This window comes from Roseateles asaccharophilus, from assembly GCF_004362405.1.
Lineage (GTDB): Bacteria > Pseudomonadota > Gammaproteobacteria > Burkholderiales > Burkholderiaceae_C > Kinneretia > Kinneretia asaccharophila.
Window position 1 is genome coordinate 306,181 of record NZ_SNXE01000001.1, and the last position, 26,734, is coordinate 332,914.

A 26,734-nucleotide genomic window follows, 5' to 3' on the forward strand; every position below is an offset into this window, starting at 1 on the left:
CCCAGATCGCGACACCAGCAGGGCTGCGACGACGGTGGTCTGCCTCCACGTCTGACGCAGCGACACCCCATGCCCCCCACCGCCGCCAACCGCGCACGCAGCCGTGCCAGCCAGCATCGACACTCGCCGCAGCAGCGCGAGCGCGCCTTTGTGCGCGAAACCCGCCAGCGCCTGCAGCGCGAGCGCTGGCTGCGCCTGCATGTGCTGCTGATCGCCCTGCTGACCCTGGGCGGACTGATGGCGGCCGGCGGCCTCTTGCGGGTGCTGGGTGTGGAATCGCTGGCCTGGCGCTATGCGATCGCCCTGCCCATCAGCTATCTGCTCTACCTCGGGCTGCTGCGCCTGTGGGCCGGGCATCTGCTGGGCCGGGACTCGCAGCTGCTGGACCAGACGCCCGACGTGCTGGATGGCCTGGATCTGCTGCCCACACCCCGCGGCGGTGGCGGTACGGGCAGCAGCGTGCCGATCCGCACGGGCGGGGGCGGCGACTTTGGCGGCGGCGGCGCCAGCGGCAGCTTCGAGGTGGACGATGTGCTGGACGCCGGCACCGGCCTGGGCGAGGCCGCGGGCGAGATCGCCGGCCAGACCGCCAAGCTGGGCGCCGCGGCCCTGGATTCGGACGAAGGCGCGGTCGTGGCCGTACCCCTGCTGGTGGTGCTCGCCCTAGGCGCCCTCTTGATGACCCTCTTGGGCCTGGGCGTGTTCGCGCTCTTCGGCGTGGACGTGCTGATGGCCGTGGTGCTGGAGCTGGGTCTGGCCGGCCTGGCCGGCGGCTTTGCATGGCGGCGCCAGCGCGAGGGCTGGTTGCGTCGAGCCCTGGCCCACACCTGGAAGCCCGCCCTGGCCATGCTGGTGCTGGGCGTGGCCCTGGGCCTGCTGCTGGACCATTGGCTGCCCCAGGCCGACTCCCTGCCCCACGCCCTGCGCCTGCTCCAGGCGGCTTGATCGCGCGGCGACAATCGCCGCATGGCCAAGGAAAAAACCGTCTTCAGCTGCAGCGAGTGCGGCGCCACCAGCCCCAAGTGGCTGGGCAAATGCCCGGGCTGCGGCGCCTGGAACACCCTGATCGAGGGGCCGGCCGAGACGGGCGGCAGTGGCAAGAACCGCTACCAGGCCCTGGCCAAGAGTCAGCCGGTGGCCACGCTCAGCGAGATCGAGGCGCGCGACTTCGAGCGCACCGCCACCGGGCTGGAGGAGCTGGACCGGGTGCTGGGCGGCGGCATCGTGGCCGGCGGTGTGGTGCTGATCGGCGGCGACCCGGGCATCGGCAAGTCCACCCTGCTGCTGCAGGCGGTGGATGCCCTGTCCCAGTCCCAGAAGGTGCTCTACGTCACCGGTGAGGAGAGCGGCGCCCAGGTGGCCATGCGTGCCCGCCGCCTGGGTCTAGCCGGGGACAAGGTGCGGGTGCTGGCCGAGATCAATCTGGAGAAGGTGCTGGCCACCATCGAGGCCGAGTCCCCGGACTTCTGCGTGATCGACTCCATCCAGACCCTCTACTCGGAGCAGCTCAGCTCCGCCCCCGGCTCGGTGGCCCAGGTGCGCGAGTGCGCCGCCCAGCTCACCCGCACGGCCAAGGCCACGGGCTGTTCCATGGTGCTGGTGGGCCATGTGACCAAGGAGGGCGCCATCGCCGGGCCGCGCGTGCTGGAGCACATCGTGGACACGGTGCTCTATTTCGAGGGCGACACCCACAGCAGCTTCCGTCTGGTGCGCGCGATCAAGAACCGCTTTGGTGCGGTCAACGAGATCGGTGTCTTCGCCATGACCGAGAAGGGGCTCAAGGGCGTGGCCAACCCCAGCGCCATCTTCCTCTCCACCCATGGCGAGCCGGTGCCGGGCAGCTGCGTGCTGGTCACGCTGGAGGGCACGCGCCCCCTGCTGGTGGAGCTGCAGGCCCTGGTGGATGCCGGCGGCCCCAGTCCGCGCCGGCTCTCGGTGGGCCTGGAGCGCGACCGCCTGGCCATGCTGCTGGCCGTGCTGCACCGCCACGCGGGCGTGGCCACCATGGACCAGGACGTGTTCATCAACGCCGTGGGCGGCGTGCGCATCAGCGAACCCGCGGCCGACCTGGCCGTGCTCCTGGCCATCCAGGGCAGCTTGCGTGGCCGCGCCCTGCCCAAGGGTTTCATCGCCTTTGGCGAGGTGGGTCTGGCCGGCGAGGTCCGACCCGCGCCGCGCGGCCAGGAGCGGCTCAAGGAAGCGGCCAAACTAGGTTTCAGCGTGGCCGTGGTGCCCAAGGCCAATGCGCCCAAAAAACCCATTGAGGGCCTGACCGTGCATGGCGTGGAGCGCATCGAGGAAGCCATGGAGCTGGCGCGCGGGCTCTGACCAAGAGCCTGACTTCAGCCTTGACCGCGTTGAGCCAGCGCCCACCCTGGCCGATACGGACCCGGCGACACGGTAGCATCCCGCCCCATGAATCAATGGATTGGTGGGGCCCTAGCCCTGGCCGCCCTGGTGCTGGGCGGCGTTCTCTATGGCTGGAAAGGCGTGATCCTGGCGCTCACGGCCGTCGTGTTCTGGTTGCTGATGCAGTTCACCCGCCTGATGCGCGTGATGCGCATGGCGGGCAGCTCGCCCGTCGGCCATGTGGACAGCGCCATCATGCTCAATGCCAAGCTCAAGCCCGGCATGAAGCTGGTGGATGTGCTGCCGCTGACGCTGAGCCTGGGCCGTAAGACGGCCGACACGCCCGAGACCTATGTCTGGGCCGATCCGGGCGGCGTCAGCGTGGAGGTGGTGCTGGAAGGCGGCCGCGTGGCGCGCTGGAGCCTGCAGCGCCCCGCCGAACCCCAGGCCTGAGGCCTGCGCCAAGCCGGGGCCGCGGCCCCGGGGGCGCATAAAATCGGCGGCTCACCCGCCCCAACACCTTTTGCAGCAACAGGAGTTCCCCATGTCCATGGAAGACCGCGACGGCAAGATCTGGATGGACGGCCAGCTGGTCGACTGGCGCGATGCCAAGATCCATGTGCTGACCCACACCCTGCACTACGGCTGCGGCGCCTTCGAGGGCGTGCGCGCCTACAAGACGGACAAGGGCACGGCCATCTTCCGCCTGCGCGAGCACACCGAGCGCCTGTTCAACAGCGCCAAGATCCTGCGCATGAAGATCCCCTTCACGATCGAACAGGTCGAGGCCGCGCAAAAGCAGGTGGTGCGCGAGAACCAGCTCGAGAGCTGCTATCTGCGCCCCCTGACCTGGATCGGCTCCGAGAAGCTGGGCGTGAGCCCCAAGGGCAACAAGGTGCACCTGATGGTGGCCGCCTGGGCCTGGGGCGCTTACCTGGGCGAGGAAGGTCTGAAGCGCGGCATCCGCGTCAAGACCAGCAGCTACACCCGCCACCACGTCAACATCACAATGACCCAGGCCAAGGCGGTGAGCAACTACACCAACTCCATCCTGGCCAATATGGAAGCCACGGACGAGGGCTATGACGAGGCCATGCTGCTGGATCCCTCGGGCTTTGTATCCGAGGGCGCGGGCGAGAACCTGTTCGTGATCAAGAACGGCGTGGTCTACACCCCCGACCTCTCGGCCGGCGCGCTCAACGGCATCACCCGCAACACCATCTTCCACATCTGCCAGGACCTGGGCCTGAAGCTGGTGGAAAAGCGCATCACCCGCGACGAGGTCTATATCTGCGACGAGGCCTTCTTCACCGGCACCGCCGCCGAAGTGACGCCCATCCGCGAGCTGGACCGCATCGAGCTGGGCACCGGTTCGCGCGGCCCCATCACCGAGAAGATCCAGGCGGCCTTCTTTGACATCGTCAACGGCCGCAACCCCAAGTACGCCCACTGGCTGACCCTGGTCTGAGGTCACAGCCCACCCCCTACGCGCTGCGCGCGCCCCCTCAAAGGGGGCACGCCCGCAGGCCCGGCCGAGCCGGATCCTCGGGCGTCGCTGGGTCAGGAGCCCCGTGGGTGGCGAGTGACAGAAGCATTGAGAAGGAACATCATGAGTAACGAAGTCAAGGCAGTGGTCGAAGTGACGGCCAAGGACGTGCAGGGCCCCGGCGTGGTGGCCTGCCCCAATCCCAAGATGGCGCTGTGGAGCAACCATCCGCGCGTCTTCGTGGACGTGACGCACGAAGGCGGCGGCAAGTGCCCCTACTGCGGCACCGTCTACAAGCTCAAGGCCGGCGAAGTCCTGCACGGCCACCACTGAGCCACAACCCATGCAGCGCCCCAAAGCCCAGACCGCGGCCCTGCTGGCCGCGCCCGAGGACACCGAGGCCCAGTTCTACGAGGCGCTGCAGAGCGCCGACCTGGAGCGCCTGATGTCGGTCTGGGCGGATGAGGAGGAGATCTCCTGCGTGCATCCCGGCGGCCCGCGTCTGGTGGGCTTCGGCGCCATCCGCGCCGCCTTCGAGGGCCTGTTCGCCCAGGGGGCGATCTCGGTCCATCCCGAGCGGGTGCGGCGCCTGCTCAGCGGCGAGACCGCCATCCACCAGGTGCTGGAGCGGGTGCAGGTGGACGGTCCCGAGGGCCAGCACAGCGCCTGGGTCATCGCGACCAATGTCTATCTGAAGACCGCCGAAGGCTGGCGCATGGTGCTGCACCATGCCAGCCCGGGCACGGCCCACGATATCCAGGAGGTGGTCGAGGAACCGGCCACCCTGCATTGACGGCGATGCGCTACCGCGCGCCGCTGTGGCTGCCAGGCGGCCATGCCCAGACCATCTGGCCGGCGCTGTACGCACGGCGTTTCCACGGCGCGCCGCCGCGCTTTCGGCGCGAGCGCTGGACCACGCCGGACGGCGACTTCGTGGATGTGGACCATCTGCAGCCCGAGCCGGGCGCCGCGCCGCCCCCCCCGCAGCAAGCCCTGCTCGTGCTCTTCCACGGCCTGGAAGGCAGCTCCCAGAGCCAGTACTCCCAGGCCTTTGCGGCCATGGCGCGGCAGCGTGGCTGGGCCTTTGCCATGCCGCATTTCCGCGGCTGCTCGGGCGAGCTGAATCTGGCGCCGCGGGCCTACCACTCGGGCGACTATGAAGAGATCGGCTGGATGCTGGCGCGGCTCAAGGCCGCGCACCGCGGCCCCCTGATCGCCGCGGGCGTCTCCCTGGGCGGCAATGCCCTGATGCGCTGGGCCGAGGAGGCGGGCGAGAGCGCCGCGGCCACGGCCGCCGCCGTCTGCTCCATCTGCTCGCCGCTGGACCTGCGCGCGGCCGGCATCGCCATTGGCCAGGGCTTCAACCGCCTGGTCTACACGCGCATGTTCCTGCGCAGCATGGTGCCCAAGGCCCTGGCCAAGCTGCGCCAGCATCCGGGCCTGTTCGATGGCGAGCGCCTGGCCCGGGCGCGCGACCTCTACGAGTTCGACAATCTCTTCACCGCGCCCCTGCACGGCTTTCGCGACACCGAGGACTACTGGCACCGGGCCTCGGCCAAGCCCCATCTGCACCGCATCCGCATCCCGGCCCTGGCCCTGAACGCGCGCAACGATCCCTTTGTGCCGGCCGAGAGCCTGCCGCGCCCGGGCGAGGTGGGTCGTCACGTCACGCTCTGGCAGCCCGCGCACGGCGGCCATGTGGGCTTTCCGCATGGGGCGCCCCCGGCACGCGTGATGCAGATGCCCCGGCTGGTCTGCGACTGGCTGGCCGCCGCGGCAAACCTAAGTCCCTGAGCGGGCGGGCAAAGACTGCGTTTTTTACGAAGCCACACTCCCCTTCGGCGTAGTGGCAGCGGGCACCGGCTCTGCCGACACTGCGCGGACCGGCGCGGATGCGCGTCCGGCCCCCCTCGCTCAGCAAGAAGGAGATCGTGCATGCGCCACTACCCACGCAACAGTGCCGAAGCCGCAAGCCGGCTGGTCGCCCTGGCCTTGATCGCCGATGGCAAGGTCTGCCAGCAGGAAACACAGGCCCTGCAGCAGCTGGGCCACAGCCTCAAGCTGGGCTTGCCGCCGGAACGCTTGTACGCCTTGGTGCAAGAGCTTTGCGAAGACCTGGTCAGCGCCCATCAAGCCCTCGATATGCAGCAGGCCTGCGTCAGCGACCAGATTCTGGACACCCTGCTGGAGGATGTGGATCAACCCCAGCTGCGCCAGCGCGTGCTGGATGCCGTGACCACGGTGGTGGCCGCCGATCAGTATCTGGCCAGCGGGGAAGGCATTGTGCTGCAGCGCATGCTCGCTCGCTGGGAGGCGGGAGCACAGGCCCCCAGAGCGCGGGCCGGCACGGGCTTGCCCAGCTGAGGCGCGGCACCGTCGCGCTGGGCGCCGGCGGCTAGACTCCGGGCCATGGACCCCATCGTCGAAGCCGCCCTGAAGAAATGGCCCAATGTGCCGGATTGCTATGGCTGGCTGGCCCTGGACGCCCGCGGCGACTGGTATATGCGTGATGAGCGCATCCAGGCGGCGGGCCCCTTCCCCCGGGTCAAGGGCAGCCGTATCACGCACGAGAAGCTGCGCGACTTCATCCACCGCAATTACGCGGCCGACGCGCAAGGCGCCTGGTTCTTCCAGAATGGCCCGCAGCGCGTCTATGTGCAGCTGGAGGCCGCGCCCTGGGTCTGGCGCCTGAGCGAGAACCCAGCCGAGCCCGGCGCGCCGCAGGTGCACAGCCACACCGGCCTGGCGGCCGGTCCGGTTCAGGCCTGCTGGCTGGACGAGCACGATCGCTTCTACGTGGCGACCCCCCTGGGCCTGGGCCTGGTGCACAGCCTGGACATGGGCCTGGCCCTGGCGCCGGTGGAAACCGGGCGCTGGCAGCCCGAGACCCTGCGCCACGCCGAACTGCTGCAGCGCTACGGCGTGATCGTCGAACCCCAAGCGGCCTGAGACGCGGGCATGAAAAAGCCGCCCCTCGGGGCGGCTCATCGTGATCGCAAACTAGCGCTTACTGCGCGGCCGAAGCCGCAGCGGCCGGCGCCTTGGGCTCCTCGAACTTGGCGCCGCCTTGGTTGCTCATATAGACCACGGCGCGTGCGATCTCGAAATCGCTGTGGTCGCCACCGCCCTGCGGCCCCATGGCGCCCTTGCCCTTGAGCGCATGCTGCACCAGGAGCTCGAAACCCTGACCCAGACGCGGGCCCCAGGCAGCGGCATCACCCAGCTTGGGGGCGCCCGCTGCACCGCTGGTATGGCAGGCCGCGCACTGGGCCTGGTAGACCTGCTCACCGGTCTTCATGGCGCCCGGGTTGGAAACGTCCTTGAGCTCGATGCTGCCCACCGGCTGGATGCGCGCCGCCACGGCCTGTTCTTCCAGGCCCACGCTGCCGGCAGCCGGCTTGGCGGCGCTGGTCACGTAATTGGCCAGCAGCACAATCACCACCACCGGCACGACGAAGGCGAAACCCACGGCCCATGCCAGCTGCTTGGGCGTCTTGATCGGCCCTTCATGCGCCTCATGCGCGTCGTGCTTGTGGCCTTGATCTTGGGTTGCGCTCATTGAATCCTCGTTGGCTGTCGGGAAATTGGAAATCACGCAGCACCGCCTCGCCTGCGGGCGGCTTGAAGCGGCAAATTATATCGAGGCCGTCCGTTTGCCTCCCCCGTGCAAGCCCGCGGCACTGCTAGAATCCGCCGCGCTGCGCCCGTAGCTCAATGGATAGAGTACTGCCCTCCGAAGGCAGGGGTTGCTGGTTCGATCCCAGCCGGGCGCGCCAAGAAAATCAAGCACTTACGCCACCCTCGGGTGGCGTTTGCGTTTTCAGCGCCCCGCGCCGGGACCGCGCCCGGGGCCAGTTCTTGCCGCGGGGCACGCTCAGGCGCGCGCGCCGGCGCCCAGTGCGGTGCTTTGCGCTGGATCAAGCCGCCCGGCGCAGCCGGCGCCGCTATACGCACCGGCCTGTTGCGCCCCAGCCACCCTCAGCGGCTGGCCGCCGCCCGCATGGCGCGCCCCACATAGACGATGGCGCCGCTGATGATGAGCAGGGCCGTCAGTACCGGCGGCAGCCACTGATCCAGGCGCAGCACCTCACCCTTGAGCAACTGCATCATCTGCTGGTACTGGCCCAGGCCCGGCAGCCAGTAATGCCAGGCGGCGTCCGCGCCGGGATTCATGATGGCCAGCAGGGGCATGAGGCTGAAGACCATGATCACCAAATTGGCGCTGGCCTGGGCCTCCTTAAAGGTCTTGGTGCGTATGGCCACCGCCATCAGGAGGGCGCCCATGGCCGCGGCCACCGGCATCAGCAGCAGGGCGAACAAGGTGGCATCCATCCAGCCAAAGCGGAACTGGGCTGCCAGGGCATCGCTCTTGATCAGCAGCTGGGCCGGCAGAAAGCTGAAGCTGGCCAGGGCCGCCACCACCGCCCCCATCAGGGCCACGGCCAGCCACTTGCCCAGAACCAGGGCGCCATGCGGCACCGGGTTGGCCAGCAAGGGCTCCAGGCTCTGGCGCTCGCGCTCGCCGCTGGTGGTGTCCAGGGCGGCGGTGAGCGCGCCATAGAGCACGGCCATGATCACGAACATGGGAATGATGCCGGTGATGCGGGCGGCCCGGGCCCCGGGGCTGGCCAGATCGCGCTCGGTGAGGCCCACCGGGCTGAGCAGCTCGGGGCTGACGCCGCGCAGCATCAGATGCAGGCGCGCGCGCTCGTCGTTGAAGCCGCGCACCAGGCGGGCCACGCCACCACCGCTGGCACTGGCCCGGGTGTTGGCGCTGTCGGTCACCACCTCCAGCTCGGCCTCATCGCCGCGGGCCAGGGCCTGCTCAAAGCCGGCCGGCACCACCAGCACGGCGCTGGCCAGACGCGACTCGCGCAGCTGCTTCTCGTAGTCGGCCGGCGCCTCCTTGACGCTGTAGTTCTGGCGCTGCAGATAGTTCACCAGGCTGGGCGCCTGCGCCATGCCGGCCACCACGATCTCGCGCTGCTCGGCCTGCTTCTCGAACTGGGCCACCAGCATGGACAGCGCAAACAGCATCAATGGCCCCATCAGCAGGCCCGGCAGCGAGACCCGCAGCAGGGTGCGGCGGTCGCGCAGGGCCTCGCGCAGCTCCTTGAGGAAGACGACGAGCACATGGTTCAGCAGCGAGGCATTGGGCATCATGTTCATGCGGCCTCCTGGGCCGGCGCAAAGGCGAGCGCCACAAAAGCGTCTTCGAAGTTGTGGCAGCCGGCGAGCTGCTTGAGCTCATCCACGCTGCCACGGGCCACCGAGCGGCCCTGGGCCACCACCACCACCTCGTCGCAGAGGTACTCCACCTCCTGCATGATGTGGGTGGAAAAGACGATGCACTTGCCCTGCTCCCGCGCCAGGGTGCGCAGGGCGCCGCGCAGGCTGCGCGTGGCCAGCACGTCCAGGCCGTTGGTGGGCTCGTCCAGCACGATGTTCGCCGGGTCATGCACCAGGGCGCGGGCCAGGGCGGTCTTCATGCGCTCGCCCTGGCTGAAGCCCTCGGCACGCCGGTCCAGGATGGCGCCCAACTCCAGCAGCTCGGCCAGTTCCTCGGCGCGTCGGCTGGCCACGGCGGCGCTCAGGCCCTGGAGCTGGCCGAAATAGACGATGTTCTCGCGCGCCGTCAGCCGCGGGTACAGGCCGTGGGCATCGCCCAGAATGCCCATGCGGGCCAGGGCCTGGCGGGGCTGGCGCAGCACATCGATGCCATCCACCGCAATGGCGCCGGTATCGGGCCGGAACAGGCCGGCCAGCATGCGCAGCGAGGTGGTCTTGCCCGCGCCGTTGGCGCCCAGCAGGCCGGTGATGCGGCCATCCCCCGCGCTGAAGGACACCTCGCGCACGGCCTCCACCCAGCCGCCCTGGCGGCGACCCAGCCAGCCGGCCAGTCCGGGCTGGCGCTGCGAGGCGGTCTTGAAACGCTTGCTGATACGGTCGATGCTGATCACGGACGCTTCTCCGCAGTGGGGCGGGCCGCCGCAGCCGGCAGCTCGGGATTGGGGGGCACAAAGGCCGGCGGCAGGGGCATGCGGGCGGCGCAATCGGTCTTGAGCGCCAGGGCCTGCTCATCGGTCTTGGCCTCGATGAAGCGGGCCAGGGTGTCGCGCATGCAGGGCAGGCCCATCACCCCATGGCCGGCACCGGGCACCAGCTCATGGCGAGCCAGCGGGCCCAGGGCCTGCAGCACGCGTTCGCCATGGCGCGGCGCGGTGGCGGGGTCCACACCGCCGCTTAGCAGCAGCACCGGGCTTTGCGCCTTGGGCATCTCGTAGAAGGCGGCCGGCACCTCGCCGCGTGGCCAGTCGCGGCAGACCCGGGCGTAGAAGGCCGCCGGCCCGCTCAGGGTCGCCGCGTCCCGGGTCGCGAGCCGCGGATAGTCCTCGCTGCAGATCACCGAGAAATGCATGCCCGTCGACAGCTGGCCGCCGCGTCCGCCCGACATGCCGCTGGCCACGCCCAGCAGGGCGTCGAAGTTGCCTTGCGCCGCCTGGGCGATGGCGGCCGGCAGGGCGCTGCGCAGGCTGGGCACATAGAGCGGGCTGCGCAGGCGCATCACCAGGTCCTCGGCCTGCAGGCGCACGGTCTCGCTCTTGCCGGTGAGGGGGTGCCGCAGGCTCAGCTCGCGCGGCAGGCTGGCCAGCAGCCGCTCCCACTGGGCCCTCAGCTCGGGAAAGGCCCGGGCGCAGCCGGGCTCGGCGGCGCATTCGTTCAGCAGGGTCTGCAGCGCCTCGTAGCCATCCTGGCTCAGGCTCAGGGGCAGCACGCCATCGGGCGGGGCCAGGCCGTCGAGCACGGCGCGGCGCACCGCGCCCGGGAACTGGCGCAGATAGTCCAGGCCGGCGCGGGTGCCATAGCTGCCGCCGATCACATTCCACTGCGCCACGCCCAGGGCCCGGCGCACCGCATCCAGGTCCTGGGAGGCGATCCAGGTGCTGTAGAAACGCAGATCCCCATGCGGCAGTTTCTGCAGCTCCGCGCGGCACTGCTGCAGCTCCTGCAGCATGGCCTCGCGGTCCAGCTGCTTGCTCAAGGGCAGATAGCGTTCGTCCCGGCAGGCCAGTGAGGCGCTCTTGCCCGTACCGCGCTGGTCCACAAAGACCAGATCGCGGCGCTGGTTCAGCCGGCCCATGCGCCCGGCCAGGGTGGGCAGCAGCTCGATGGCCGACTGCCCCGGCCCGCCGGCCAGAAAGACCACGGGGTCAGGCAGCTTGTTGCGCGCCAGGGCCGGCACCACGGCCACCTGCAGCGCAATCTGCCGGCCTTGGGGCTGGGCGGGATCGAGTGCGCGCTTGAGCACCCCGCATTGCAGCTCGGTCGGGAAGCCGGGCAGGCGGCAGGGCTTGAGTGCCAGCTCGGCCTCCGCGCGGGCGGGCGCATGGACGGCCAGTCCGGCCAGCAGGACCGGCAGCAGGGACAAAGCCGCGCCTCTTCTATGCAGTCGGCGCAGCCACAGGGGCAGATTCATGGTGGATGACAGCGGGTTGAGACGGGTGCGATTGTGCGCAGCCAGGGCACGAACGGGGCATGGCCTGCGACGAATAGCCAGACTGGCGGATGAATGGCAAGCTGGATGGGTGCACCAAGACGGCGCTTCGCCGGATGCACTGAGCCGGTGCCACCGCCCCTGGGCACCATATCGGGGCAATAACGCCCTGGCAGCCTGGGCACGGGGCTTGCATTTACCCCCAGACACGCTCTTGGAAGGCGACCGATGCATGCCCTGACCCTCCCGCCCGCGGGACACCATGACGAGATGCTGCTGGCCAGCGGGGCGATACGCCCGCACTACCAGGCCTTTGCCCACTGGCTGCAGGCCCAGACGCCCGAGGCCCTGGCCAAGAAGCGGGCCGAGGCGGACCTGCTCTTCCACAAGGTGGGCATCACCTTCGCCGTCTACGGCGACGAGGCCGGCGCCGAGCGCCTGATCCCCTTCGACACCGTGCCGCGCATCGTGCCGGCCGAGGAATGGCGGATGCTGGAGGCCGGCCTGCGCCAGCGCGTGAGCGCGCTGAACAAATTCCTCTGGGACATCTACCACGATCACGAGATCATCAAGGCCGGCCTGATCCCGGCCGAGCAGGTCTTTGCCAATGCCCAGTACCAGCCCGCCATGCAGGGCCTGGACCTTCCGCTGGGCATCTACGCCCACATCACCGGGGTGGACCTGATCCGCCACGCGGACGGCGGCTACTACGTGCTGGAAGACAATCTGCGCGTGCCCAGCGGGGTCTCCTACATGCTGGAGAACCGCAAGATGATGATGCGGCTCTTCCCCGAACTCTTCGAGCGCTACCAGGTGGCGCCGGTGGCCCACTACCCCACCCTGCTGCTCAACACCCTGCGCCACGCCAGCACCGTGGACAACCCCACCGTGGTGGTGCTCACGCCCGGCCCCTTCAACAGCGCCTATTTCGAGCACGCCTTCCTGGCCCAGCAGATGGGCGTGGAGCTGGTGGAGGGGCAGGACCTCTTCGTCAAGGACGACCACCTCTACATGCGCACCACGGTGGGGCCGCAGCGGGTGGACGTGATCTACCGCCGCATCGACGACGCCTTCCTCGACCCCCTGGCCTTCCGCGCCGACTCCATGCTGGGCGTGCCGGGCCTGCTCTCGGTCTACAAAAAGGGCCATCTGATCCTGGCCAATGCCATAGGCACCGGGGTGGCGGACGACAAGTCCATCTACCCCTATGTGCCGGACATGATCCGCTTCTACCTGGGCGAGGAGCCCATCCTGCACAACGTGCCCACCTGGCAGTGCCGCAAGCCCGCCGATCTGGACCATGTGCTGGCCCATATGGCCGAGCTGGTGGTCAAGGAGGTGCATGGCGCTGGCGGCTACGGCATGCTGGTGGGCCCGGCCGCCACGGCCGCCGAGGTGGATGCCTTCCGCGAGCGCGTGCGCGCCAACCCCAGCAACTACATCGCCCAGCCCACGCTGTGCCTGTCCAGCTGCCCCACCTTTGTGGAGAGTGGCATAGCCCCGCGCCACATCGATCTGCGGCCCTTTGTGCTGACCGGCCGCGAGGTGCAGATGGTCTCGGGCGGTCTGACCCGCGTCGCGCTCAAGCAGGGCTCCCTGGTGGTCAATTCCTCGCAAGGCGGCGGCACCAAGGACACCTGGATTCTGGAGAACTGAAGATGTTGTCGAGAACCGCTGCCCAGCTCTACTGGATGAGCCGCTATGTGGAGCGCGCCGAGAACCTGGTGCGCATGCTGGACGTGACGCACTCCCTGTCCCTGCTGCCGCAGAGCCGCGGCGCGCTCACCGAACTGGCCGCGCCCCTGGCCGTGACCGGCGCGCTGGAGGCCTACAGCGCCCGCCACCCCAAGCTCGATGCCCAGGCCCTGTTCAACTTCATGGCCCTGGATCTGGAGAACCCGGCCTCGGTGCTGAGCTGCCTGAAGCTGGCGCGCGAGAACGCCCATGCGGTGCGCGGCCAGATCACGGCCGAGATGTGGGAGGCCATCAACAGCACCTGGCTGGAAGGCCGCCAGTTCCCCAAGCGCGGCATCCCCAGCGTCTCCAGCTTCTTCGACTGGGTCAAGGAGCGCTCCCACCTCTTCCGCGGCGCCACCTACGGCACCCTGCAGCGCAATGACGCCTACTGCTTCATCCGCCTGGGCACCTTCGTGGAGCGGGCCGACAACACCGCGCGCCTGCTGGACGTGAAGTCCCAGCTGATCGAGCCCGCGGTGGACTCCCTGATGCCGGTGGACGCGCCCAGCGAGAGCGCGCCCGACTTCTACGCCTGGAGCGCCCTGCTGCGCTCGCTCTCGGCCTTCGAGGCCTACCACGCCGCCTACCGCGACAGCCTGGACGGCCGCCGCGTGACCGAGCTGCTGATCCTGCGGCCCGATGTGCCGCGCAGCCTGCGCGCCTGCTGCGACGAAATCGTGGCCATCCTGCCCCAGATCGAGGCCAACCCCGGCGCCCAGGACGCCGGCCGCCAGGTCAAGCTGCTGGCCGGCCGCCTGGCCCTGCGCCTGGAGTATGGTCGGGTGGACGAGATCCTGGACGCCGGCCTGCACCGCTGGCTGACCGGCTTCCTGGACGAGTCGGCCGGGCTGGGCGAGGCCATACGCAGCGCCTACCTCGAAGCCAACTGACGCACACCCTCCCCTGCCCGCGCGGAGCCGGCCATGCACCTGCTGATCGCCCACGAAACCGTCTATCGCTACGAGCTGCCGCCCACGCGCAGCACCCAGTACCTGCGCCTGACGCCGCAAAGCGATGCGCGCCAGCGCGTGCTGCGCTGGGCGCTGGGCCTGCCCGCGCGCGCCAGCGAGTCGCGCGACGCCTATGGCAATGTGATGCATGTGCTGACCCTGGACCGCCCCGGCCAGGAGATCCATCTGCAGGCCCGCGGCGAGGTGGACACGGAGGACGGTCCGCCCCGACCCGACGCGCAGGACCAGTTGCCCGCCCCGCTCTTTCTGCGCGAATCGCCCCTGACCCAGCCCGATGCGGCCCTGCGCGAGTTCGTGCAGCGCTGCACCGGCGCCCCCGGCAGCCTGGAGCCCCTGGCCGCCCTGCACACCCTGATGCAGGCCCTGGGCGAGCACATGCCCTACACCCCCGGCGTCACCGATGCCGCCACGCCCGCGGCCCAGGCCTTCGCCTCGCGCCTGGGCGTGTGCCAGGACCATGCCCAGGTCTTCGTCACCTGCGCGCGCCTCCTGGGCCTGCCGGCCCGCTATGTCTCGGGCTATCTGGCGGCCGACGCCGAGCATGTGGCCAGCCACGCCTGGGCCGAGGTGCGCCTACCCGACCCCGCGGGCGGCTGGCTGGGCTTTGATGTGAGCAACCAGTGCCTGGCCGGCGGCCGCTATGTGAAGCTGGCCATCGGTGCGGACTATCTGGACGCCTGCCCGGTGCGCGGCATGCGCCTGGGCGGCGGGGGCGAAGTGCTGCACACCCTGGTGCAGGTCAGCCTGGCCGGTGCCGCGGCCCAGCAGCAATAATCCGGCCTCATGACGTACTGCGTTGCCATGCGGCTTAAGGCCGGCCTGCTCTTCGCCTCCGACTCGCGCACCAATGCGGGGGTGGATCACATCTCCACCTTCCGCAAGATGAATGTGTTCGAGCAGCCGGGCGAGCGCCTGATCTGCGTGCTCAATGCCGGCAATCTGGCCACCACGCAGAGCGTGATCAGCCTGCTGCGCCAGCGCTGCGCGCATGAGGGCCGGCATCTGCTGAACGTGGCCTCGCTCTACGAGGCGGCCGAGCTGCTGGGCCGCACGCTCAAGGAGGTGGTGGCGCGCGACGCCAATGACGCCACCCTGGGCCAGGGCGTGGACTTCGGCGCCAACTTCATCATCGGCGGCCAGATCCGGGGCGAGGCGCCACGGCTCTTCCACGTCTACCCGCAAGGCAATTTCATCGAGGCCACCGAGGACACGCCCTACTTCCAGATCGGCGAGTCCAAGTACGGCAAGCCCATCATCGACCGCGTGATCCGCCATGGCTCCAGCCTCAACGAGGCGACCAAGTGCACGCTGATCTCGTTTGACTCCACCATACGCAGCAATCTCTCGGTGGGCCTGCCCATCGACATGCTGATCTACCGCAGCGACAGCTTTGCCCCCGCGGCCCCGCACCGGGTGGAAGCCACCGACCCCTACTTCCTCAAGCTCAGCCGCGGCTGGGGCGAGGGCTTGCGCCGCGTGTTCGCCAAGCTGCCGGACGAGGACTGGTTCGGCGGCTGAGCACGCCGCCGGGCGAGACCTCAGACCGGGCCCAGCACCCGCATTGAGTAATCCACCGCGCGCACATCCTTGGTCAGGCGACCGATGGAGATGCGGTCCACGCCGGTGGCGGCGATCCAGCGCAGCTGCTCCAGGGCCACGCCGCCCGAGACCTCCAGCAGGGCCGGGCGGCCGCGCGCTTCATTGAGGGCCACGGCGGCCTTCATCTGGGCCTCGTCGAAGTTGTCCAGCAGCACGCTGGTGGCGCCGGCGTCCAGGGCCTCCCGCAGCTCCTCCAGGTCTTCCACCTCAATCTGGATGTCCACACCCGCGTTCAGGGCCTGAGCCGCGCGCAGGGCCGCGCCCACACCACCGGCGGCGGCGATGTGGTTTTCCTTGATCAGGATGCCGGCATAGAGGGCCAGGCGCTGGTTGGCGCCGCCGCCCACCCGCACCGCATACTTCTGCGCCAGGCGCAGGCCCGGCACGGTCTTGCGCGTGTCCAGCACCACGCAGCCGCGCGGGTGCGGGCTGGCGCCCTCGATGGCATCGGCATGGGCGCGGGTGATGCTGGCCGTGCCCGAGAGCAGCTGCAGAAAGTTCAGGGCCGGGCGCTCGGCCGAGAGCAGGGCGCGGCCGTCGGCCTCGATCTCGCAGACCAGGGTGTCGGCCGCCATGCGCGCGCCCTCGGCGTAATGCCAGTGGATGCGCGCCGTGGTGTCCAGCGCGGCGAACACGCCCTCGAACCAGTCGCGCCCGCACAGCACCGCGGCCTCGCGCACCCGCACCTGGGCCTTGACGCGGCGACCGGCCGGCACCAGCTGGGCGGTCCAGTCGCACACGCCGATGTCTTCCATCAGCGCCTCGCGGATATTGCGGGCACGGGCTTCTTCGAGGGTTTCGTTGTGGTCGAACATCGGCACAAGCGGCAGGGGTCGCGGTTTACTCGGGAGTCGTGATTGTCAGGCTCAAATCGCCCAGGCCCTCGATATGGCCCGTGATGCGGTCGCCGGGCTTGACCGCGCCCACGCCCTCGGGCGTGCCGGTGTAGATCAGGTCGCCGGGCTGCAGGTGATAGAACTGGGAGAGATTGGCCACGATCTCGGGCACGCTCCAGATCATGTCCGAGAGGTCGCCGCGCTGCTTCTCCACGCCGTTCACCGCCAGGGTGATGGCGCCGCCCTTGAGCTCGCCCGTCTGGACCGCGGGCACCAGCTCGCTGATGACGGCGGACTGCTCGAAGCCCTTGGCCGTGTCCCAGGGCCGGCCGGCGGCCTTGGCCTCGGCCTGCAGATCGCGGCGCGTCATGTCCAGGCCCGCGGCATAGCCCCAGACGGCCGCGCCCGCGGTCTCGGGCGTGGCCTTGAAGACCGGCGCGCCCAGGGCGATCACCAGCTCCATCTCGTAGTGCAGGTTCTGGGTGCCGGGCGGATAGGCCATGTCCGAGCCCGAGGGCAGCAGGGCATTGGCCGGCTTGCTGAAGTAAAAGGGCGCCTCGCGCTCGGGGTTGCCACCCATCTCGCGGGCATGGGCGGCGTAGTTGCGGCCCACGCAGAAGATGCGGTGCACGGCGTAGCGCTGCGCGCTGCCGCGCACCGCCACGCTGGCTTGTTCCTGGGGCGGGAAGACGTAGTCGGTCATGATGTGGCGTAGCTCCGCAAGACTGAACAATGCGCCAGCATAGCCAAGCATGCGGGCCCGCTCGTCGGGCTTGTGCGCAATGCGCAGACGCTACCATCGCGCCCATGCGCATGCCCTCGCCGCTTCTGCTGCCCCCGCTGCTGCTGGCCCTGCTCGCCGCCGGTTGCGCCACGCGCGCGCCCCAGCCATCCGGCGATCCGGCGCCCGCCCCGCGCCCCGCCGGAGGCTGGCCCGACAAGGACGGCCCCGACGCGGTGATTCCCCCCGATCTGCACAAGGTGCCCGATGCCCAGCCGCGCCTGGAGCCCATCCGCAAGGGCGGGCCCAACAAGCCCTACGAGGTGCTGGGCCAGCGCTACGAGCCCATGACCGAGGACCGGCCGCTGGTCGAGCGCGGCTTGGCCTCCTGGTACGGCCGCAAGTTCCATGGCCGCCCCACCTCGACCGGCGAGGTCTACAACATGTACGCCATGTCGGCCGCCCACCCCACCATGCCGCTGCCCAGCTATGCGCGGGTGCGCAACCCCAAGAATGGCCGCGAGGTGATCGTGCGCGTCAATGACCGCGGCCCCTTCCACAAGGGCCGCGTCATCGACCTCAGCTACACCGCCGCACTCAAGCTGGACCTGCTGCGCGGTGTGGCGCCGGTGGAGGTGGAGCGCATCACCTACGAGGACATCCGTACCGGTGCCTGGATGCGGGGCGGCACACCGGCAGACGCCACGGTCCTGTCCGCGGCCGAACCCGCCCCGCTCTTCGTGCCCGGCGCGGCCGCTGGCGCGCCCGAGCAGACCAGCACCGCCTTGCTGCGCAATCCACCCGCCGCAACGCCCGCCCCGACGCCGACGCCCCCGCCTGCACCCGCACCCAGTCTCGCGGCCGGTGCACAAACGGATCCGGCCGCCCTGCTCGCCGGTGGCAGCAGCAGCGGCGGCGGCGAGAGCACTGCACGCACCGACGCCAAGATCGCGCCCGGCTTCTGGCTGCAGCTGGGCGCCTACGCCCGGCTGGACGGGGCCGAGACCATGCGCCGCCAGGTGCTGGAGCGCCTGGACAGCCTGGCCCCCCTGCTGGCCGTGGTGCGCGACAAGGGCCTGCACCGCCTGCAGGCCGGCCCCTACGCCAGCCGCGACGACGCGCGCCAGGCCGCCGAGCGCCTGCGCCTGGAGCTGGCGCTCACGCCCCTGGTGGTAGAGCGGCGCTGAGCGATCAGCGTCCCAAGCGCCCCAGCTCGGCAGCCCGCGCCAGCCAGCGTTCCCGCTGCGCGGGCGTGCTCTTGATCACCGGGCTGAACTCGCTGATGCGCACCGGCGCCACGCCGCAGAACTCCAGCACCGCGTCCTTCATCATGCGGTGGGCCGGGGCGCCTTGCAGCCAACGGAAGTACCAGCCGGGCGTGTCCAGGCTGACTAGTAGGCGGGCGCTGCGGCCCTTGAGCAGGCGCTTGGGCCAGGTCTGCGCCGCGGTGTAGCGAAAGGCAAAGCCGGGCGTCAGCAGGCGGTCCAGCAGGCCCTTGAGCAGGGCCGGCACCGAGCCCCACCAGACGGGGTAGACCCAGACCAGGTGGTCTGCGGCCCGGATCTGCTGTTGCAGGCGCTGCAGATCGGGCTCCAGCGGCGGCAGGCTTTCATAGCCCGCAGGCAGATTCGGCGAGAAGTGCAGCGCGGCGACATGCACCTGCTCCACCTCATGACCGGCCGCGCTGGCCGCCTGGGCATAGGCTTGGCCCAGGGCGGCGCAGAAGCTGTCGGACCGGGGATGGGCCTGGATCAGGAGAATGCGTTTGGCTTGAGGGTTCTTCATGGGCGCAGTCTGGGCCTTGCCCCATGGGGCAGAGTCAAGCCTCGCGCTCGAACTCCTCGCACAGAGGTTCCAGCCTGCCGCTGAGCAGCATGGCCTCGCAGTCCAGCAAGAGACGATCCTGATGCGCCAGGCGCTCGCGTTCGCGCGCCAGAGTCTGGCGCTTGAGGCGCACGGCATTCAGCAGTGCGCCCAGCTCGGGCCGCGGCCCGTGATCAAAGAACAGGCGCTGCAATTCCTGCAATCGAAAGCCCACGGCCTGGGCCTGGCGGATGAAGCGCACCGCCTCCTCGTGCGCCGGCTCGTAGACCCGGTAGCTGCCGCGGCGGCGCGGCGCGGGGATCAGGCCCAGGCTTTCGTACAGGCGCAGGGCCTTGACACTGGCCCCGGTGCGGCGCGCCAGCTCGCCGATCAGCAGGCCGGCCTCGCTCACGCCTTGCGCTCCCCGGGCAGCAGCTCGGCATTGTGCTCACCCAGGCTGGGCGCCAGGCTGCGGATGGCGCCGGGCGTGTCGCTGAGCTTGGGCACCACGCCGGGCACATCGAGCGCCAGCCCCGAGGCGGTGACGATGCGCTCGATCATGCCGCGGGCGCGGTAATGCGGGTCCTCGGCAATATCACGCGCGGTGTAGATGCGGCCCACCGGCACGCGCGCCGCCTGCAGCGTGGCCAGCACCTCGGCCACAGGGCGCTGCACGGTCCAGGCCGTGATGGCCGCATCCAGCTCGTCCACGCGGGCGGCCCGGCCGGCATTGCCGGAAAGTAGCGGGTCTTGTCCCAGGTCCTCGCGGTCTATGGCCGTCATCAGGCGCTTGAAGATGGAGTCACCATTGCCGCCGATGACCACCTGGCCGTCGGCGCAGCGGTAGGCATTGCTGGGTGCGATGCCCGGCAGGGCCGAGCCCGCCGGCTCGCGCACCGCGCCAAAGGCGCTGTACTCGGGCAGCAGGGACTCCATGCAGTTGAAGACCGATTCGTACAGGGCCACGTCCACCACCTGGCCGCGCCCGGTCCTCGCACGCGCCTGCAGGGCCAGCAGCACGCCGATCACGCCATGCAGGGCCGCCAGGGTGTCGCCCAGGCTCACGCCCGCGCGCACCGGCGGCCGGCCGGGCTCGCCCATCAGATGGCGCAGGCCGCCCATGGCCTCGGCCACCACGGCAAAGCCGGGCAGATCGCGGTAGGGGCCACTCTGGCCGTAGCCGCTGATGCGCAGCATGATGAGCCCGGGGTTGGCGGCGGCCAGGGTCTCGTAGCCCAGGCCCCAGTCCTCCATCAGGCCGGGGCGGAAGTTCTCGATCAGCACATCGGCCTCGGCCGCCAGCTGGCGCGCGATGGCGCGGCCGGCCTCCTGGCGCAGGTCCAGGGTCACGCTCTTCTTGTTGCGGCTCTGCACCTGCCACCAGACGCTCTCGCCCTGGTGCAGCAGGCGCCACTGGCGCAGGGGATCGCCCGTGCCAGGCGGTTCCACCTTGATGACCTCGGCACCGAAATCGGCCAGGGTCTTGCCGGCAAAGGGGCCGGCGATCAGCTGGCCCAGCTCCAGCACCTTGAGCCCGGCCAGGGGGCCGGAGGATTGCGCGACCTCACTCATGCCCGGGGCTCAGACCGCTTTCTGCTCCAGCACGAAGTTGGCGCCGTCGTACTGGCCCAGGCGCTCGACAAGGTAGGGCAGGCATTCCTGCAGCTCGTCGTACAGGGTGTAGGGCGGGTTGGCGATGAACATGCCGCTGCCCAGCATGCCGTAGCCGCGCTCGTCGGCCTGGGCCACGGTCAGGCGCACATGCAGCCAGCCCTTCTTGGCCGAGGCGTCCGCCGTGGCCTTGAGGCGCTGGGCCAGCTGGCTGGACTCCAGCAGCTGCAGCTGCGGATACCAGATCAGGAACACGCCCTCGGCGAATTTCTGCAGGCCCTCGCGCAGGGCAGCCAGCACCTTGGCGTAGTCGGTCTTGATCTCGTAGGGCGGGTCCATCAGCACCACGGCGCGGCGCGAGGGCGGCGGCAGCTCGCCCTTGAGGCTGGCAAAGCCGTCGCGGTCCGAAACCTGGGTGTTGGGCCGGCTCTCCAGATAGCTGGCCAGGATGCGGTGGTCGGTGGGATGCAGCTCGTAGCAGCGCAGCCGGTCATGCTCGCGCATCAGCAGATGGGCCACGGCCGGCGAGCCGGGGTATTGGCGTAGCTGGCCATCGGGGTTGAACTGGCGCACCAGGTCCACATAGGCGGCCAGGGGCGCAGGCAGGTCCTTGCGGTCGTAGAGCTTGGCGATGCCGGTGCCGTACTCGGCATTCTTCTGGGCGTAGCGGCTCTCGACGGAATAGCCGCCGGCCCCGGCATGGGTGTCCACCAGGGTGTAGGCCTTGTCCTTCTCGCCCATATAGCGCAGCACCTGGGCGAGCACCAGGTGTTTGAGGACATCGGCATGGTTGCCGGCATGAAAGGCGTGACGATAGGCGAGCATAGGCCCGCACTGTAGCGCCTTGTGCCGCCTTCAGGGCCGCCGGTTCAGGGCTGGAAGGCCCCGGGATAGCGGGGCGGGCCGGCCAGGGCAAGCGCCTGACGCGGATGCACATACTGATGCGTCAGGCGCGGCTGCCGCCCATCGGGCAGGGGCGCGGGCTCGATCAGCCGCCCCTGCAGCCCGCTGGCCGTACGGGGCCGCAAGTCTTCGCGCGCGGCGCGCTCGAACACATCCCAGTCCACCGCCAGGTTGTTGCGCCAGTCCCAGCCGGACTCCGTGGGCATGCGGCCGCCGCCGACCAGCAGATTGTTATAGCCCTGCACGCGCAGCTGGCCCGCCGGCACACGCAGATAGCGGCCACCACCGGGCCGGTTGTCCACCAGGGTGTTGTGCAGCAGATAGAGCTCGCGGCGCGGGTGAAGCAGGCTCTCGGCCCCGTAGGCGATGAGGTGTGGGTTCTCGCTGCTGGCACTTTGCTGGATCAGATTCCCCAGCACCCAGGCCTGACCGCCGTCGGGAAACTCCAGCTCGTAGCTGGCGCGGCCGCCCGGCTCATCCGTCAGGCGGTTGTAGAAGATCTCGCTCAGCGCGGCCCGGCTCTTGATCAGATGGCCCACCCGACCCTGGTGGAAGTAGCAGCCCTGCACCCGCAGCTGCGCGATGCGGCCGGCGTAGAGCAGGTGGGCGGGCCGCCCTCCCGGCCGCGCGGCGGCATGGCTGAATTCGCAGCCCTCCAGCGACAGGCGCGCCGTGGCGTCATTGCTGCTGAGCAGGCCCATCTCGCAGTCGCGAAAGCTGCAGTCGCGCAGCAGCAGGCTGCCCCGCTCCAGGCGGATGCCGGCGCCATTGCCATCGGGCACGCGCGCGCCGCTGAAGTCCAGGCCCTGGATGCTGATGTCCTCGCCCCCGGTGACAAAGATGCCCTTGCCCTCGGCATGCGCGCCCTGGGCCGACACCCGTACCCGGCCGCCCACCGCCACGATCTGCAGGCCGCGCTGGCGCCAAACGGCCACATCACCCGGATAGTCGCCCGCATCCACCTCGATGCGCATGCCATCCCGGGCCACCCGAGCGGCGGCGGCCAGGCTGCGCAGCTCGCGTTGCGGGCCGACTTTCAGCACCTGGGCCTGGGCCCGGGCGGACGGCGGCAGCAGGGCGGCAGCCCCCAGCCACAGCAATTGACGCCGCCCCGGCAGCGCCGCGGCGGATGGGAGATCGCTCTGAATCAAGGCACGCTCCATACCCATGAGTTCAACCCTGCCCGGGCGGGCGCGCGAGTCTACTGAAAACCGTGCGCCGGCCCGCGGCCCCCGGACCATAGCAAACTGCCGTGATGGGCTGTCACCGGCAGGACGGCGCCGGCCCGCGCTTCCCGCTAGGCTAGCGACTCTTGCAATCCCGCATCTCCCCACCATCTGCCTGAGCCGACCCCGCTGTTTCGGCCGCCCATTTCTTCCATGCCCAATCTCTTCGACCCCGTGCAGCTCGGTGAGCTGCAGCTTGCCAACCGCATCGTCATGGCCCCGCTGACGCGCAACCGCGCGCCCCAGCAGATTCCGGGCGCCGCCCAGGCCGAGTACTACCGCCAGCGCGCCAGCGCCGGCCTGATCATCACCGAGGCCAGCCAGATCCGCCCCGACGGCCAGGGCTATTTCGACACCCCCGGCATCCACAGCCCCGCGCAGATTGCCGGCTGGAAGACCGTGACCGAGGCCGTGCACGCGGCTGGCGGCAAGATCGTGATCCAGCTCTGGCATGTGGGCCGTATCTCGGTGAAAAGCCTGCAGCCGGGCGGTGCCGCCCCGGTCTCGTCCACCGCGCGGGCCGCCAAGACCCGCACCTACGCCAGCCGCGGCGAGCTGGTGCCTACCGACACGCCGCGCGCCCTGGCCACCGAGGAGATCCCGCAGCTGATCGCCGACTATGCCCAGGCCGCCCGCAATGCCATCGAGGCCGGCTTCGATGGCGTGCAGGTGCATGCGGCCAACGGCTATCTGCTGGACCAGTTCCTGCGCGACAGCGCCAATGACCGCAGCGATGCCTACGGCGGCTCCATCGAGAACCGCGCCCGCCTGCTGATCGAGGTGATGACGGCGGTGGCCGAGGCCATCGGCCCGGGTCGCACCTCGCTGCGCCTGAGCCCGGTGACGCCCAGCAATGACATCGGCCAGGACAGCGATGCCCAGGCCCTGTTCAACCATGTGGCCGAGCGCCTGGCACCGCTGAAGCTGGCCTTCCTGGAAGTGGTGGAAGGCGCGACCGGCGGCCCGCGCGATGTGGCGCCCTTCGACTACGCGGCCATGCGCGCACGCTTCCAGGGCCCCTGGATGGTGAACAACGGCTACACCCGCGAGATGGCGATCAAGGCCGTGGCCGAGGGCCATGCGGACGCCGTGTCCATCGGGCGCGACTTCATCAGCAACCCCGACTTGGTGCGCCGCCTGCGCCTGAACGCGGCCCTGCAGCCCTATGTGCGCGAGACCTTCTATGGCGGGGGCGCCGAGGGCTATACAGACTATCCGGCGCTGGACGCCTGAGGCCGCTGAGGCGGTTAAAGCGCCTGAGCCCGACTCAGGCCCGTGACTTGTTGCTGCCGCCCGTCTTGGCGCGGAACAGCTCGCTGATCCCCACCTCGCGCGGGCCGGGGATCAGCTCGAAGCCCTGGCCGGCCGCGAGCCGGCCGGGCGTCTGCACCGCCAAGTAGAAGCCGCACCAGGCGCTTTGCGTCATCAGCTTGGCGGCCTGCTTGAAGCCCATCACGGCATTGAACTTGAAGCAGGGGTAGCGCGGCTCGCTGACCACCAGCTCGGCCTCGGGGAAGCGCAGCACATCACCGATCCAGACCTGCTGCTCCTGCAGGCCCACGAGGGTCAGGTTCTCACCCAGACTGCCCGGCGCCAGGGTCTCGCCCCAGGGAGCCACGCCGGCCTGGGCCCGCACCGTCTGCCAGAAGGCGTAATGCTCGCTGGGGTAGGCATAGACCGCCTTGGAGAGGCCGCCGTGCACGCTCAGGTCCGCCTGGGCATCCCCCTCCAGGCCCAGGGCCCCCAGTTCCACCGCAGCGCTGCGCGCCCGCTTGGCAATGCCGCTGGGCACGCGGCGGCCGTCGTCCAGCAGCAGATCCTGGACGAGCGCGGTGTTGAGGCTGAGCACTTTCATGGTGCGCGATTGTGCCGCGCCAGCTCTGCATGGCCCGGTCCGCGCACAAAGCCGGCCAAGTCGGCATTAGTTCATGCGGGAAATGCATGGGCACCTCATCCGGGGAGGTTACGGCGAGGTTACAGCCCGGCGACAATGACTTGGCGCTTCCACAGTCTGGCGGCATTGGGTCAGGATCGCTCGGCGGGCCTGACCCAATTCCGCTTTTTAATTGATTGGGAACGTCATGAACCAACCTCTGATGGAAGGCCTGCGCCTGAATGTGCCGGCCTATGTGAAGCACCAGCGCCTGGTGGCCTGGGTGGCCGAGATCGCCGCGCTCACCGAAGCGCGCGAGGTGTACTGGTGCGACGGCTCGCAGGCCGAGTACGAGCGCCTGTGCCAGCAGCTGGTCGAGGCTGGTACCTTCAAGAAACTCAATCCCGCCAAGCGTCCCAACAGCTATCTGGCCTGGAGCGATCCCAGCGATGTGGCGCGCGTGGAAGACCGCACCTACATCTGCTCGGCCAAGAAGGAAGACGCCGGCCCCACCAACAACTGGATGGACCCGACCGAGATGCGCACCCTGCTGCAGACCGGTGAACAGGCCCTGTTCAAGGGCAGCATGCGCGGCCGCACCCTGTATGTGGTGCCCTTCAGCATGGGCCCCATCGGCTCGCCCATCGCGCACATTGGCGTGGAACTCTCCGACAGCCCCTATGTGGCCGTGAACATGCGCATCATGACCCGCATGGGTCGTGCGGTACTGGATGTGCTGGGAGCCGAGGGCGAGTTCGTGCCCTGCGTGCACACCGTGGGCGCGCCGCTGGAGCCGGGCCAGGCCGATGTGAAGTGGCCCTGCAACAAGACCAAGTACATCGTCCACTACCCCGAGACCCGCGAGATCTGGTCCTACGGCTCGGGCTACGGTGGCAACGCCCTGCTGGGCAAGAAGTGCTTCGCGCTGCGCATTGCCTCCACCATGGGCCGTGACCAGGGCTGGCTGGCCGAGCACATGCTGGTGCTGGGCGTGGAAAGCCCCGAGGGCAAGAAGCACCATGTGGCCGCCGCCTTCCCCAGCGCCTGCGGCAAGACCAATTTCGCCATGCTGATCCCGCCCAAGGCCTTCGCCGGCTGGAAGGTCACGACCATCGGCGACGACATCGCCTGGATCAAGCCCGGCCAGGATGGCCGCCTGTACGCCATCAACCCCGAAGCCGGCTACTTCGGCGTGGCCCCGGGCACCAACACCCTGACCAACCCGAACTGCATGGCCAGCCTGCAGCGCGATGTGATCTTCACCAATGTGGCGCTGACCGACGACGGCGATGTCTGGTGGGAAGGCATGAGCGACACGCCGCCGGCCCATCTGATCGACTGGCAGGGCAATGACTGGACGCCCGAGATCGCCAAGGCCACGGGCGCCAAGGCCTCGCACCCCAATGCCCGCTTCACCGTGGCCGCTACCAACAACCCGGTGCTGGACGCCGAGTGGGACAACCCGGCCGGCGTGGCAATCGACGCCTTCATCTTCGGCGGCCGGCGCTCGACGACCGTGCCCCTGGTGACCGAGGCGCGCGACTGGGTGGAGGGTGTCTATATGGCCGCCACCATGGGCTCCGAGACCACCGCCGCGGCCGCCGGCCAGCAGGGCGTGGTGCGCCGCGACCCCTTCGCCATGCTGCCCTTCATGGGCTACAACATGAGCGATTATTTCCAGCACTGGCTGGATCTGGGCGCCAAGCTGCAGGCCTCGGGCGCCACCCTGCCCAAGATCTTCTGCGTGAACTGGTTCCGCAAGGGTGCCGACGGCAAGTTCGTCTGGCCCGGCTACGGCGAGAACATGCGCGTGCTCAAGTGGATGCTGGACCGCGTCAGCGGCAGCCCGTCCGGCGAGGAGCATGTCTTCGGCGTGACCCCGCGCTACGAAGACCTGAACTGGGAGGGCCTGAACTTCTCGAAGGAGCAGTTCGAGGTCGCCACCCGCATCGACAAGAGCGACTGGTCCGCCGAGCTGAAGCTGCATGAGGACCTGTTCGCCCAGCTGGCCCACCATCTGCCGGCCGCCCTGCCCGCCACCAAGGCCAAGATTGAGCAACGCCTGGCTGCTGAGTAAGCACTAACCGTGCAAATGAAAAGCCCGCTCATGGAGCGGGCTTTTTT

The 26,734-nt window shown here is 69.6% G+C and carries 28 protein-coding genes and 1 tRNA gene; 17 read left to right on the forward strand and 12 right to left on the reverse strand.

The features are described 5' to 3' along the window. The first annotated feature begins 69 nt into the window (after positions 1-69). From DFR39_RS01345 to DFR39_RS01385, 9 genes are all read left to right on the forward strand, one after another. Entirely contained in the window at positions 70-945 is an 876-nt protein-coding gene (locus DFR39_RS01345) for a hypothetical protein (RefSeq protein ID WP_133601734.1), read from the forward strand. Positions 946-966: 21 nt separating this feature from the next. Further along, positions 967-2,328 (forward strand): DNA repair protein RadA, encoded by a 1,362-nt coding sequence (gene radA, locus DFR39_RS01350; protein ID WP_133601735.1) that lies wholly within the window; start codon positions 967-969, stop codon positions 2,326-2,328. An 87-nt stretch (positions 2,329-2,415) separates the two neighbouring features. Continuing rightward, positions 2,416-2,802, forward strand: a complete 387-nt coding sequence (locus DFR39_RS01355; protein WP_133601736.1) for a hypothetical protein — start codon at positions 2,416-2,418, stop codon at positions 2,800-2,802. 91 nt (positions 2,803-2,893) lie between these two features. Continuing rightward, positions 2,894-3,817 (forward strand): branched-chain amino acid transaminase, encoded by a 924-nt coding sequence (locus DFR39_RS01360; RefSeq protein ID WP_133601737.1) that lies wholly within the window; start codon positions 2,894-2,896, stop codon positions 3,815-3,817. Positions 3,818-3,958: 141 nt separating this feature from the next. Next, the gene (locus DFR39_RS01365; RefSeq protein WP_133601738.1) at positions 3,959-4,168 is read left to right on the forward strand and encodes a zinc-finger domain-containing protein; all 210 of its coding nucleotides are present in this window, start codon (positions 3,959-3,961) and stop codon (positions 4,166-4,168) included. A 10-nt stretch (positions 4,169-4,178) separates the two neighbouring features. Further along, complete coding sequence (locus tag DFR39_RS01370) at positions 4,179-4,628, forward strand: YybH family protein (protein ID WP_133601739.1); 450 nt, start codon at positions 4,179-4,181, stop codon at positions 4,626-4,628. Positions 4,629-4,633: 5 nt separating this feature from the next. After that, entirely contained in the window at positions 4,634-5,629 is a 996-nt protein-coding gene (locus DFR39_RS01375; protein WP_133601740.1) for a YheT family hydrolase, read from the forward strand. Between the two features lie 141 nt (positions 5,630-5,770). Next, positions 5,771-6,199, forward strand: a complete 429-nt coding sequence (locus tag DFR39_RS01380; protein WP_133601741.1) for a TerB family tellurite resistance protein — start codon at positions 5,771-5,773, stop codon at positions 6,197-6,199. Positions 6,200-6,244: 45 nt separating this feature from the next. Beyond that, positions 6,245-6,784, forward strand: coding sequence for a DUF2946 family protein (locus tag DFR39_RS01385; RefSeq protein WP_133601742.1), 540 nt, complete (start codon positions 6,245-6,247; stop codon positions 6,782-6,784). Between the two features lie 58 nt (positions 6,785-6,842). On the opposite strand, the gene DFR39_RS01390 is transcribed toward DFR39_RS01385, so the two are convergent. Further along, complete coding sequence (locus tag DFR39_RS01390; protein ID WP_133601743.1) at positions 6,843-7,394, reverse strand: c-type cytochrome; 552 nt, start codon at positions 7,392-7,394, stop codon at positions 6,843-6,845. A 141-nt stretch (positions 7,395-7,535) separates the two neighbouring features. On the opposite strand from DFR39_RS01390, the gene DFR39_RS01395 reads away from it, so the two are divergent. Beyond that, positions 7,536-7,611, forward strand: a tRNA-Arg gene (locus DFR39_RS01395). 202 nt (positions 7,612-7,813) lie between these two features. On the opposite strand, the gene DFR39_RS01400 is transcribed toward DFR39_RS01395, so the two are convergent. From DFR39_RS01400 to DFR39_RS01410, 3 genes are read right to left on the reverse strand one after another with little or no spacing between them, the layout of a single operon-like run. Beyond that, entirely contained in the window at positions 7,814-9,004 is a 1,191-nt protein-coding gene (locus DFR39_RS01400; protein WP_246030637.1) for an ABC transporter permease, read from the reverse strand. Further along, complete coding sequence (locus tag DFR39_RS01405; protein ID WP_133601744.1) at positions 9,001-9,795, reverse strand: ABC transporter ATP-binding protein; 795 nt, start codon at positions 9,793-9,795, stop codon at positions 9,001-9,003. Before DFR39_RS01405 ends, DFR39_RS01400 begins: the two co-directional genes overlap by 4 nt. After that, entirely contained in the window at positions 9,792-11,312 is a 1,521-nt protein-coding gene (locus DFR39_RS01410) for an alpha/beta fold hydrolase (protein WP_162849370.1), read from the reverse strand. Before DFR39_RS01410 ends, DFR39_RS01405 begins: the two co-directional genes overlap by 4 nt. 288 nt (positions 11,313-11,600) lie before the next feature. On the opposite strand from DFR39_RS01410, the gene DFR39_RS01415 reads away from it, so the two are divergent. The 4 genes from DFR39_RS01415 to DFR39_RS01430 are packed head-to-tail and all read left to right on the forward strand — an operon-like array spanning position 11,601 to position 15,556. Further along, positions 11,601-12,986: a circularly permuted type 2 ATP-grasp protein gene (locus DFR39_RS01415; protein ID WP_425466544.1), complete on the forward strand. Its 1,386-nt coding sequence runs from the start codon at positions 11,601-11,603 to the stop codon at positions 12,984-12,986. 2 nt (positions 12,987-12,988) lie between these two features. Beyond that, positions 12,989-13,957, forward strand: coding sequence for an alpha-E domain-containing protein (locus DFR39_RS01420; RefSeq protein ID WP_133601747.1), 969 nt, complete (start codon positions 12,989-12,991; stop codon positions 13,955-13,957). 33 nt (positions 13,958-13,990) lie between these two features. Continuing rightward, positions 13,991-14,812, forward strand: coding sequence for a transglutaminase family protein (locus DFR39_RS01425; RefSeq protein ID WP_133601748.1), 822 nt, complete (start codon positions 13,991-13,993; stop codon positions 14,810-14,812). 9 nt (positions 14,813-14,821) lie between these two features. Further along, entirely contained in the window at positions 14,822-15,556 is a 735-nt protein-coding gene (locus tag DFR39_RS01430) for a proteasome-type protease (protein WP_133601749.1), read from the forward strand. Between the two features lie 20 nt (positions 15,557-15,576). Here the strand turns inward: DFR39_RS01430 and nadC are convergent, their stop codons facing one another. Together nadC and DFR39_RS01440 are read right to left on the reverse strand one after the other, a co-directional pair. Beyond that, positions 15,577-16,452: a carboxylating nicotinate-nucleotide diphosphorylase gene (gene nadC, locus DFR39_RS01435; protein ID WP_133601750.1), complete on the reverse strand. Its 876-nt coding sequence runs from the start codon at positions 16,450-16,452 to the stop codon at positions 15,577-15,579. Between the two features lie 25 nt (positions 16,453-16,477). Next, positions 16,478-17,176 (reverse strand): fumarylacetoacetate hydrolase family protein, encoded by a 699-nt coding sequence (locus tag DFR39_RS01440; RefSeq protein ID WP_133601751.1) that lies wholly within the window; start codon positions 17,174-17,176, stop codon positions 16,478-16,480. Between the two features lie 110 nt (positions 17,177-17,286). Between DFR39_RS01440 and DFR39_RS01445 the strand changes: the two genes are divergently transcribed. After that, positions 17,287-18,381: a septal ring lytic transglycosylase RlpA family protein gene (locus tag DFR39_RS01445; protein ID WP_133601752.1), complete on the forward strand. Its 1,095-nt coding sequence runs from the start codon at positions 17,287-17,289 to the stop codon at positions 18,379-18,381. A gap of 4 nt (positions 18,382-18,385) precedes the next feature. Here the strand turns inward: DFR39_RS01445 and DFR39_RS01450 are convergent, their stop codons facing one another. The 5 genes from DFR39_RS01450 to DFR39_RS01470 are packed head-to-tail and all read right to left on the reverse strand — an operon-like array spanning position 18,386 to position 22,662. After that, positions 18,386-18,979 carry an NAD(P)H-dependent oxidoreductase gene (locus tag DFR39_RS01450; RefSeq protein WP_133601753.1) on the reverse strand — a complete coding sequence of 198 codons (594 nt, stop codon included), beginning with the start codon at positions 18,977-18,979 and terminating at the stop codon, positions 18,386-18,388. 34 nt (positions 18,980-19,013) lie between these two features. Then, positions 19,014-19,409, reverse strand: a complete 396-nt coding sequence (locus tag DFR39_RS01455; protein ID WP_133601754.1) for a MerR family transcriptional regulator — start codon at positions 19,407-19,409, stop codon at positions 19,014-19,016. Further along, positions 19,406-20,569, reverse strand: a complete 1,164-nt coding sequence (locus tag DFR39_RS01460) for a CaiB/BaiF CoA transferase family protein (protein ID WP_133601755.1) — start codon at positions 20,567-20,569, stop codon at positions 19,406-19,408. The genes DFR39_RS01455 and DFR39_RS01460 overlap by 4 nt, the downstream gene beginning before the upstream one ends. A gap of 9 nt (positions 20,570-20,578) precedes the next feature. Then, a complete protein-coding gene (locus tag DFR39_RS01465; protein WP_133601756.1) occupies positions 20,579-21,433 on the reverse strand; it encodes a 23S rRNA (adenine(2030)-N(6))-methyltransferase RlmJ in 855 nt (284 codons plus the stop codon). A gap of 44 nt (positions 21,434-21,477) precedes the next feature. Next, on the reverse strand, positions 21,478-22,662 hold the full coding sequence (locus DFR39_RS01470) for a right-handed parallel beta-helix repeat-containing protein (protein WP_133601757.1): 1,185 nt from the start codon (positions 22,660-22,662) through the stop codon (positions 21,478-21,480). Positions 22,663-22,890: 228 nt separating this feature from the next. Between DFR39_RS01470 and DFR39_RS01475 the strand changes: the two genes are divergently transcribed. Further along, positions 22,891-23,970, forward strand: coding sequence for an alkene reductase (locus DFR39_RS01475; protein ID WP_133601758.1), 1,080 nt, complete (start codon positions 22,891-22,893; stop codon positions 23,968-23,970). Between the two features lie 34 nt (positions 23,971-24,004). Here the strand turns inward: DFR39_RS01475 and DFR39_RS01480 are convergent, their stop codons facing one another. Beyond that, positions 24,005-24,592, reverse strand: coding sequence for an MOSC domain-containing protein (locus DFR39_RS01480; RefSeq protein WP_133601759.1), 588 nt, complete (start codon positions 24,590-24,592; stop codon positions 24,005-24,007). Between the two features lie 226 nt (positions 24,593-24,818). Here DFR39_RS01480 and DFR39_RS01485 point away from each other — a divergent pair, with 226 nt between their 5' ends. Beyond that, positions 24,819-26,687 carry a phosphoenolpyruvate carboxykinase (GTP) gene (locus DFR39_RS01485; protein WP_133601760.1) on the forward strand — a complete coding sequence of 623 codons (1,869 nt, stop codon included), beginning with the start codon at positions 24,819-24,821 and terminating at the stop codon, positions 26,685-26,687. Positions 26,688-26,734: the final 47 nt, after the last annotated feature.

Excerpts from the sequence above, each read along its gene's own strand:
- DFR39_RS01345 (WP_133601734.1), top strand. The coding sequence starts at position 70 with ATGCCCCCCACCGCCGCCAACCGCGCACGCAGCCGTGCCAGCCAGCAT.
- radA (WP_133601735.1), top strand. The coding sequence starts at position 967 with ATGGCCAAGGAAAAAACCGTCTTCAGCTGCAGCGAGTGCGGCGCCACC.
- DFR39_RS01355 (WP_133601736.1), top strand. The coding sequence starts at position 2,416 with ATGAATCAATGGATTGGTGGGGCCCTAGCCCTGGCCGCCCTGGTGCTG.
- DFR39_RS01360 (WP_133601737.1), top strand. The coding sequence starts at position 2,894 with ATGTCCATGGAAGACCGCGACGGCAAGATCTGGATGGACGGCCAGCTG.
- DFR39_RS01365 (WP_133601738.1), top strand. The coding sequence starts at position 3,959 with ATGAGTAACGAAGTCAAGGCAGTGGTCGAAGTGACGGCCAAGGACGTG.
- DFR39_RS01370 (WP_133601739.1), top strand. The coding sequence starts at position 4,179 with ATGCAGCGCCCCAAAGCCCAGACCGCGGCCCTGCTGGCCGCGCCCGAG.
- DFR39_RS01375 (WP_133601740.1), top strand. The coding sequence starts at position 4,634 with ATGCGCTACCGCGCGCCGCTGTGGCTGCCAGGCGGCCATGCCCAGACC.
- DFR39_RS01380 (WP_133601741.1), top strand. The coding sequence starts at position 5,771 with ATGCGCCACTACCCACGCAACAGTGCCGAAGCCGCAAGCCGGCTGGTC.
- DFR39_RS01385 (WP_133601742.1), top strand. The coding sequence starts at position 6,245 with ATGGACCCCATCGTCGAAGCCGCCCTGAAGAAATGGCCCAATGTGCCG.
- DFR39_RS01390 (WP_133601743.1), bottom strand. The coding sequence starts at position 7,394 with ATGAGCGCAACCCAAGATCAAGGCCACAAGCACGACGCGCATGAGGCG.
- DFR39_RS01400 (WP_246030637.1), bottom strand. The coding sequence starts at position 9,004 with ATGAACATGATGCCCAATGCCTCGCTGCTGAACCATGTGCTCGTCGTC.
- DFR39_RS01410 (WP_162849370.1), bottom strand. The coding sequence starts at position 11,312 with ATGAATCTGCCCCTGTGGCTGCGCCGACTGCATAGAAGAGGCGCGGCT.
- DFR39_RS01415 (WP_425466544.1), top strand. The coding sequence starts at position 11,601 with ATGCTGCTGGCCAGCGGGGCGATACGCCCGCACTACCAGGCCTTTGCC.
- DFR39_RS01420 (WP_133601747.1), top strand. The coding sequence starts at position 12,989 with ATGTTGTCGAGAACCGCTGCCCAGCTCTACTGGATGAGCCGCTATGTG.
- DFR39_RS01425 (WP_133601748.1), top strand. The coding sequence starts at position 13,991 with ATGCACCTGCTGATCGCCCACGAAACCGTCTATCGCTACGAGCTGCCG.
- DFR39_RS01430 (WP_133601749.1), top strand. The coding sequence starts at position 14,822 with ATGACGTACTGCGTTGCCATGCGGCTTAAGGCCGGCCTGCTCTTCGCC.
- nadC (WP_133601750.1), bottom strand. The coding sequence starts at position 16,452 with ATGTTCGACCACAACGAAACCCTCGAAGAAGCCCGTGCCCGCAATATC.
- DFR39_RS01440 (WP_133601751.1), bottom strand. The coding sequence starts at position 17,176 with ATGACCGACTACGTCTTCCCGCCCCAGGAACAAGCCAGCGTGGCGGTG.
- DFR39_RS01445 (WP_133601752.1), top strand. The coding sequence starts at position 17,287 with ATGCCCTCGCCGCTTCTGCTGCCCCCGCTGCTGCTGGCCCTGCTCGCC.
- DFR39_RS01450 (WP_133601753.1), bottom strand. The coding sequence starts at position 18,979 with ATGAAGAACCCTCAAGCCAAACGCATTCTCCTGATCCAGGCCCATCCC.
- DFR39_RS01460 (WP_133601755.1), bottom strand. The coding sequence starts at position 20,569 with ATGAGTGAGGTCGCGCAATCCTCCGGCCCCCTGGCCGGGCTCAAGGTG.
- DFR39_RS01465 (WP_133601756.1), bottom strand. The coding sequence starts at position 21,433 with ATGCTCGCCTATCGTCACGCCTTTCATGCCGGCAACCATGCCGATGTC.
- DFR39_RS01475 (WP_133601758.1), top strand. The coding sequence starts at position 22,891 with ATGCCCAATCTCTTCGACCCCGTGCAGCTCGGTGAGCTGCAGCTTGCC.
- DFR39_RS01480 (WP_133601759.1), bottom strand. The coding sequence starts at position 24,592 with ATGAAAGTGCTCAGCCTCAACACCGCGCTCGTCCAGGATCTGCTGCTG.
- DFR39_RS01485 (WP_133601760.1), top strand. The coding sequence starts at position 24,819 with ATGAACCAACCTCTGATGGAAGGCCTGCGCCTGAATGTGCCGGCCTAT.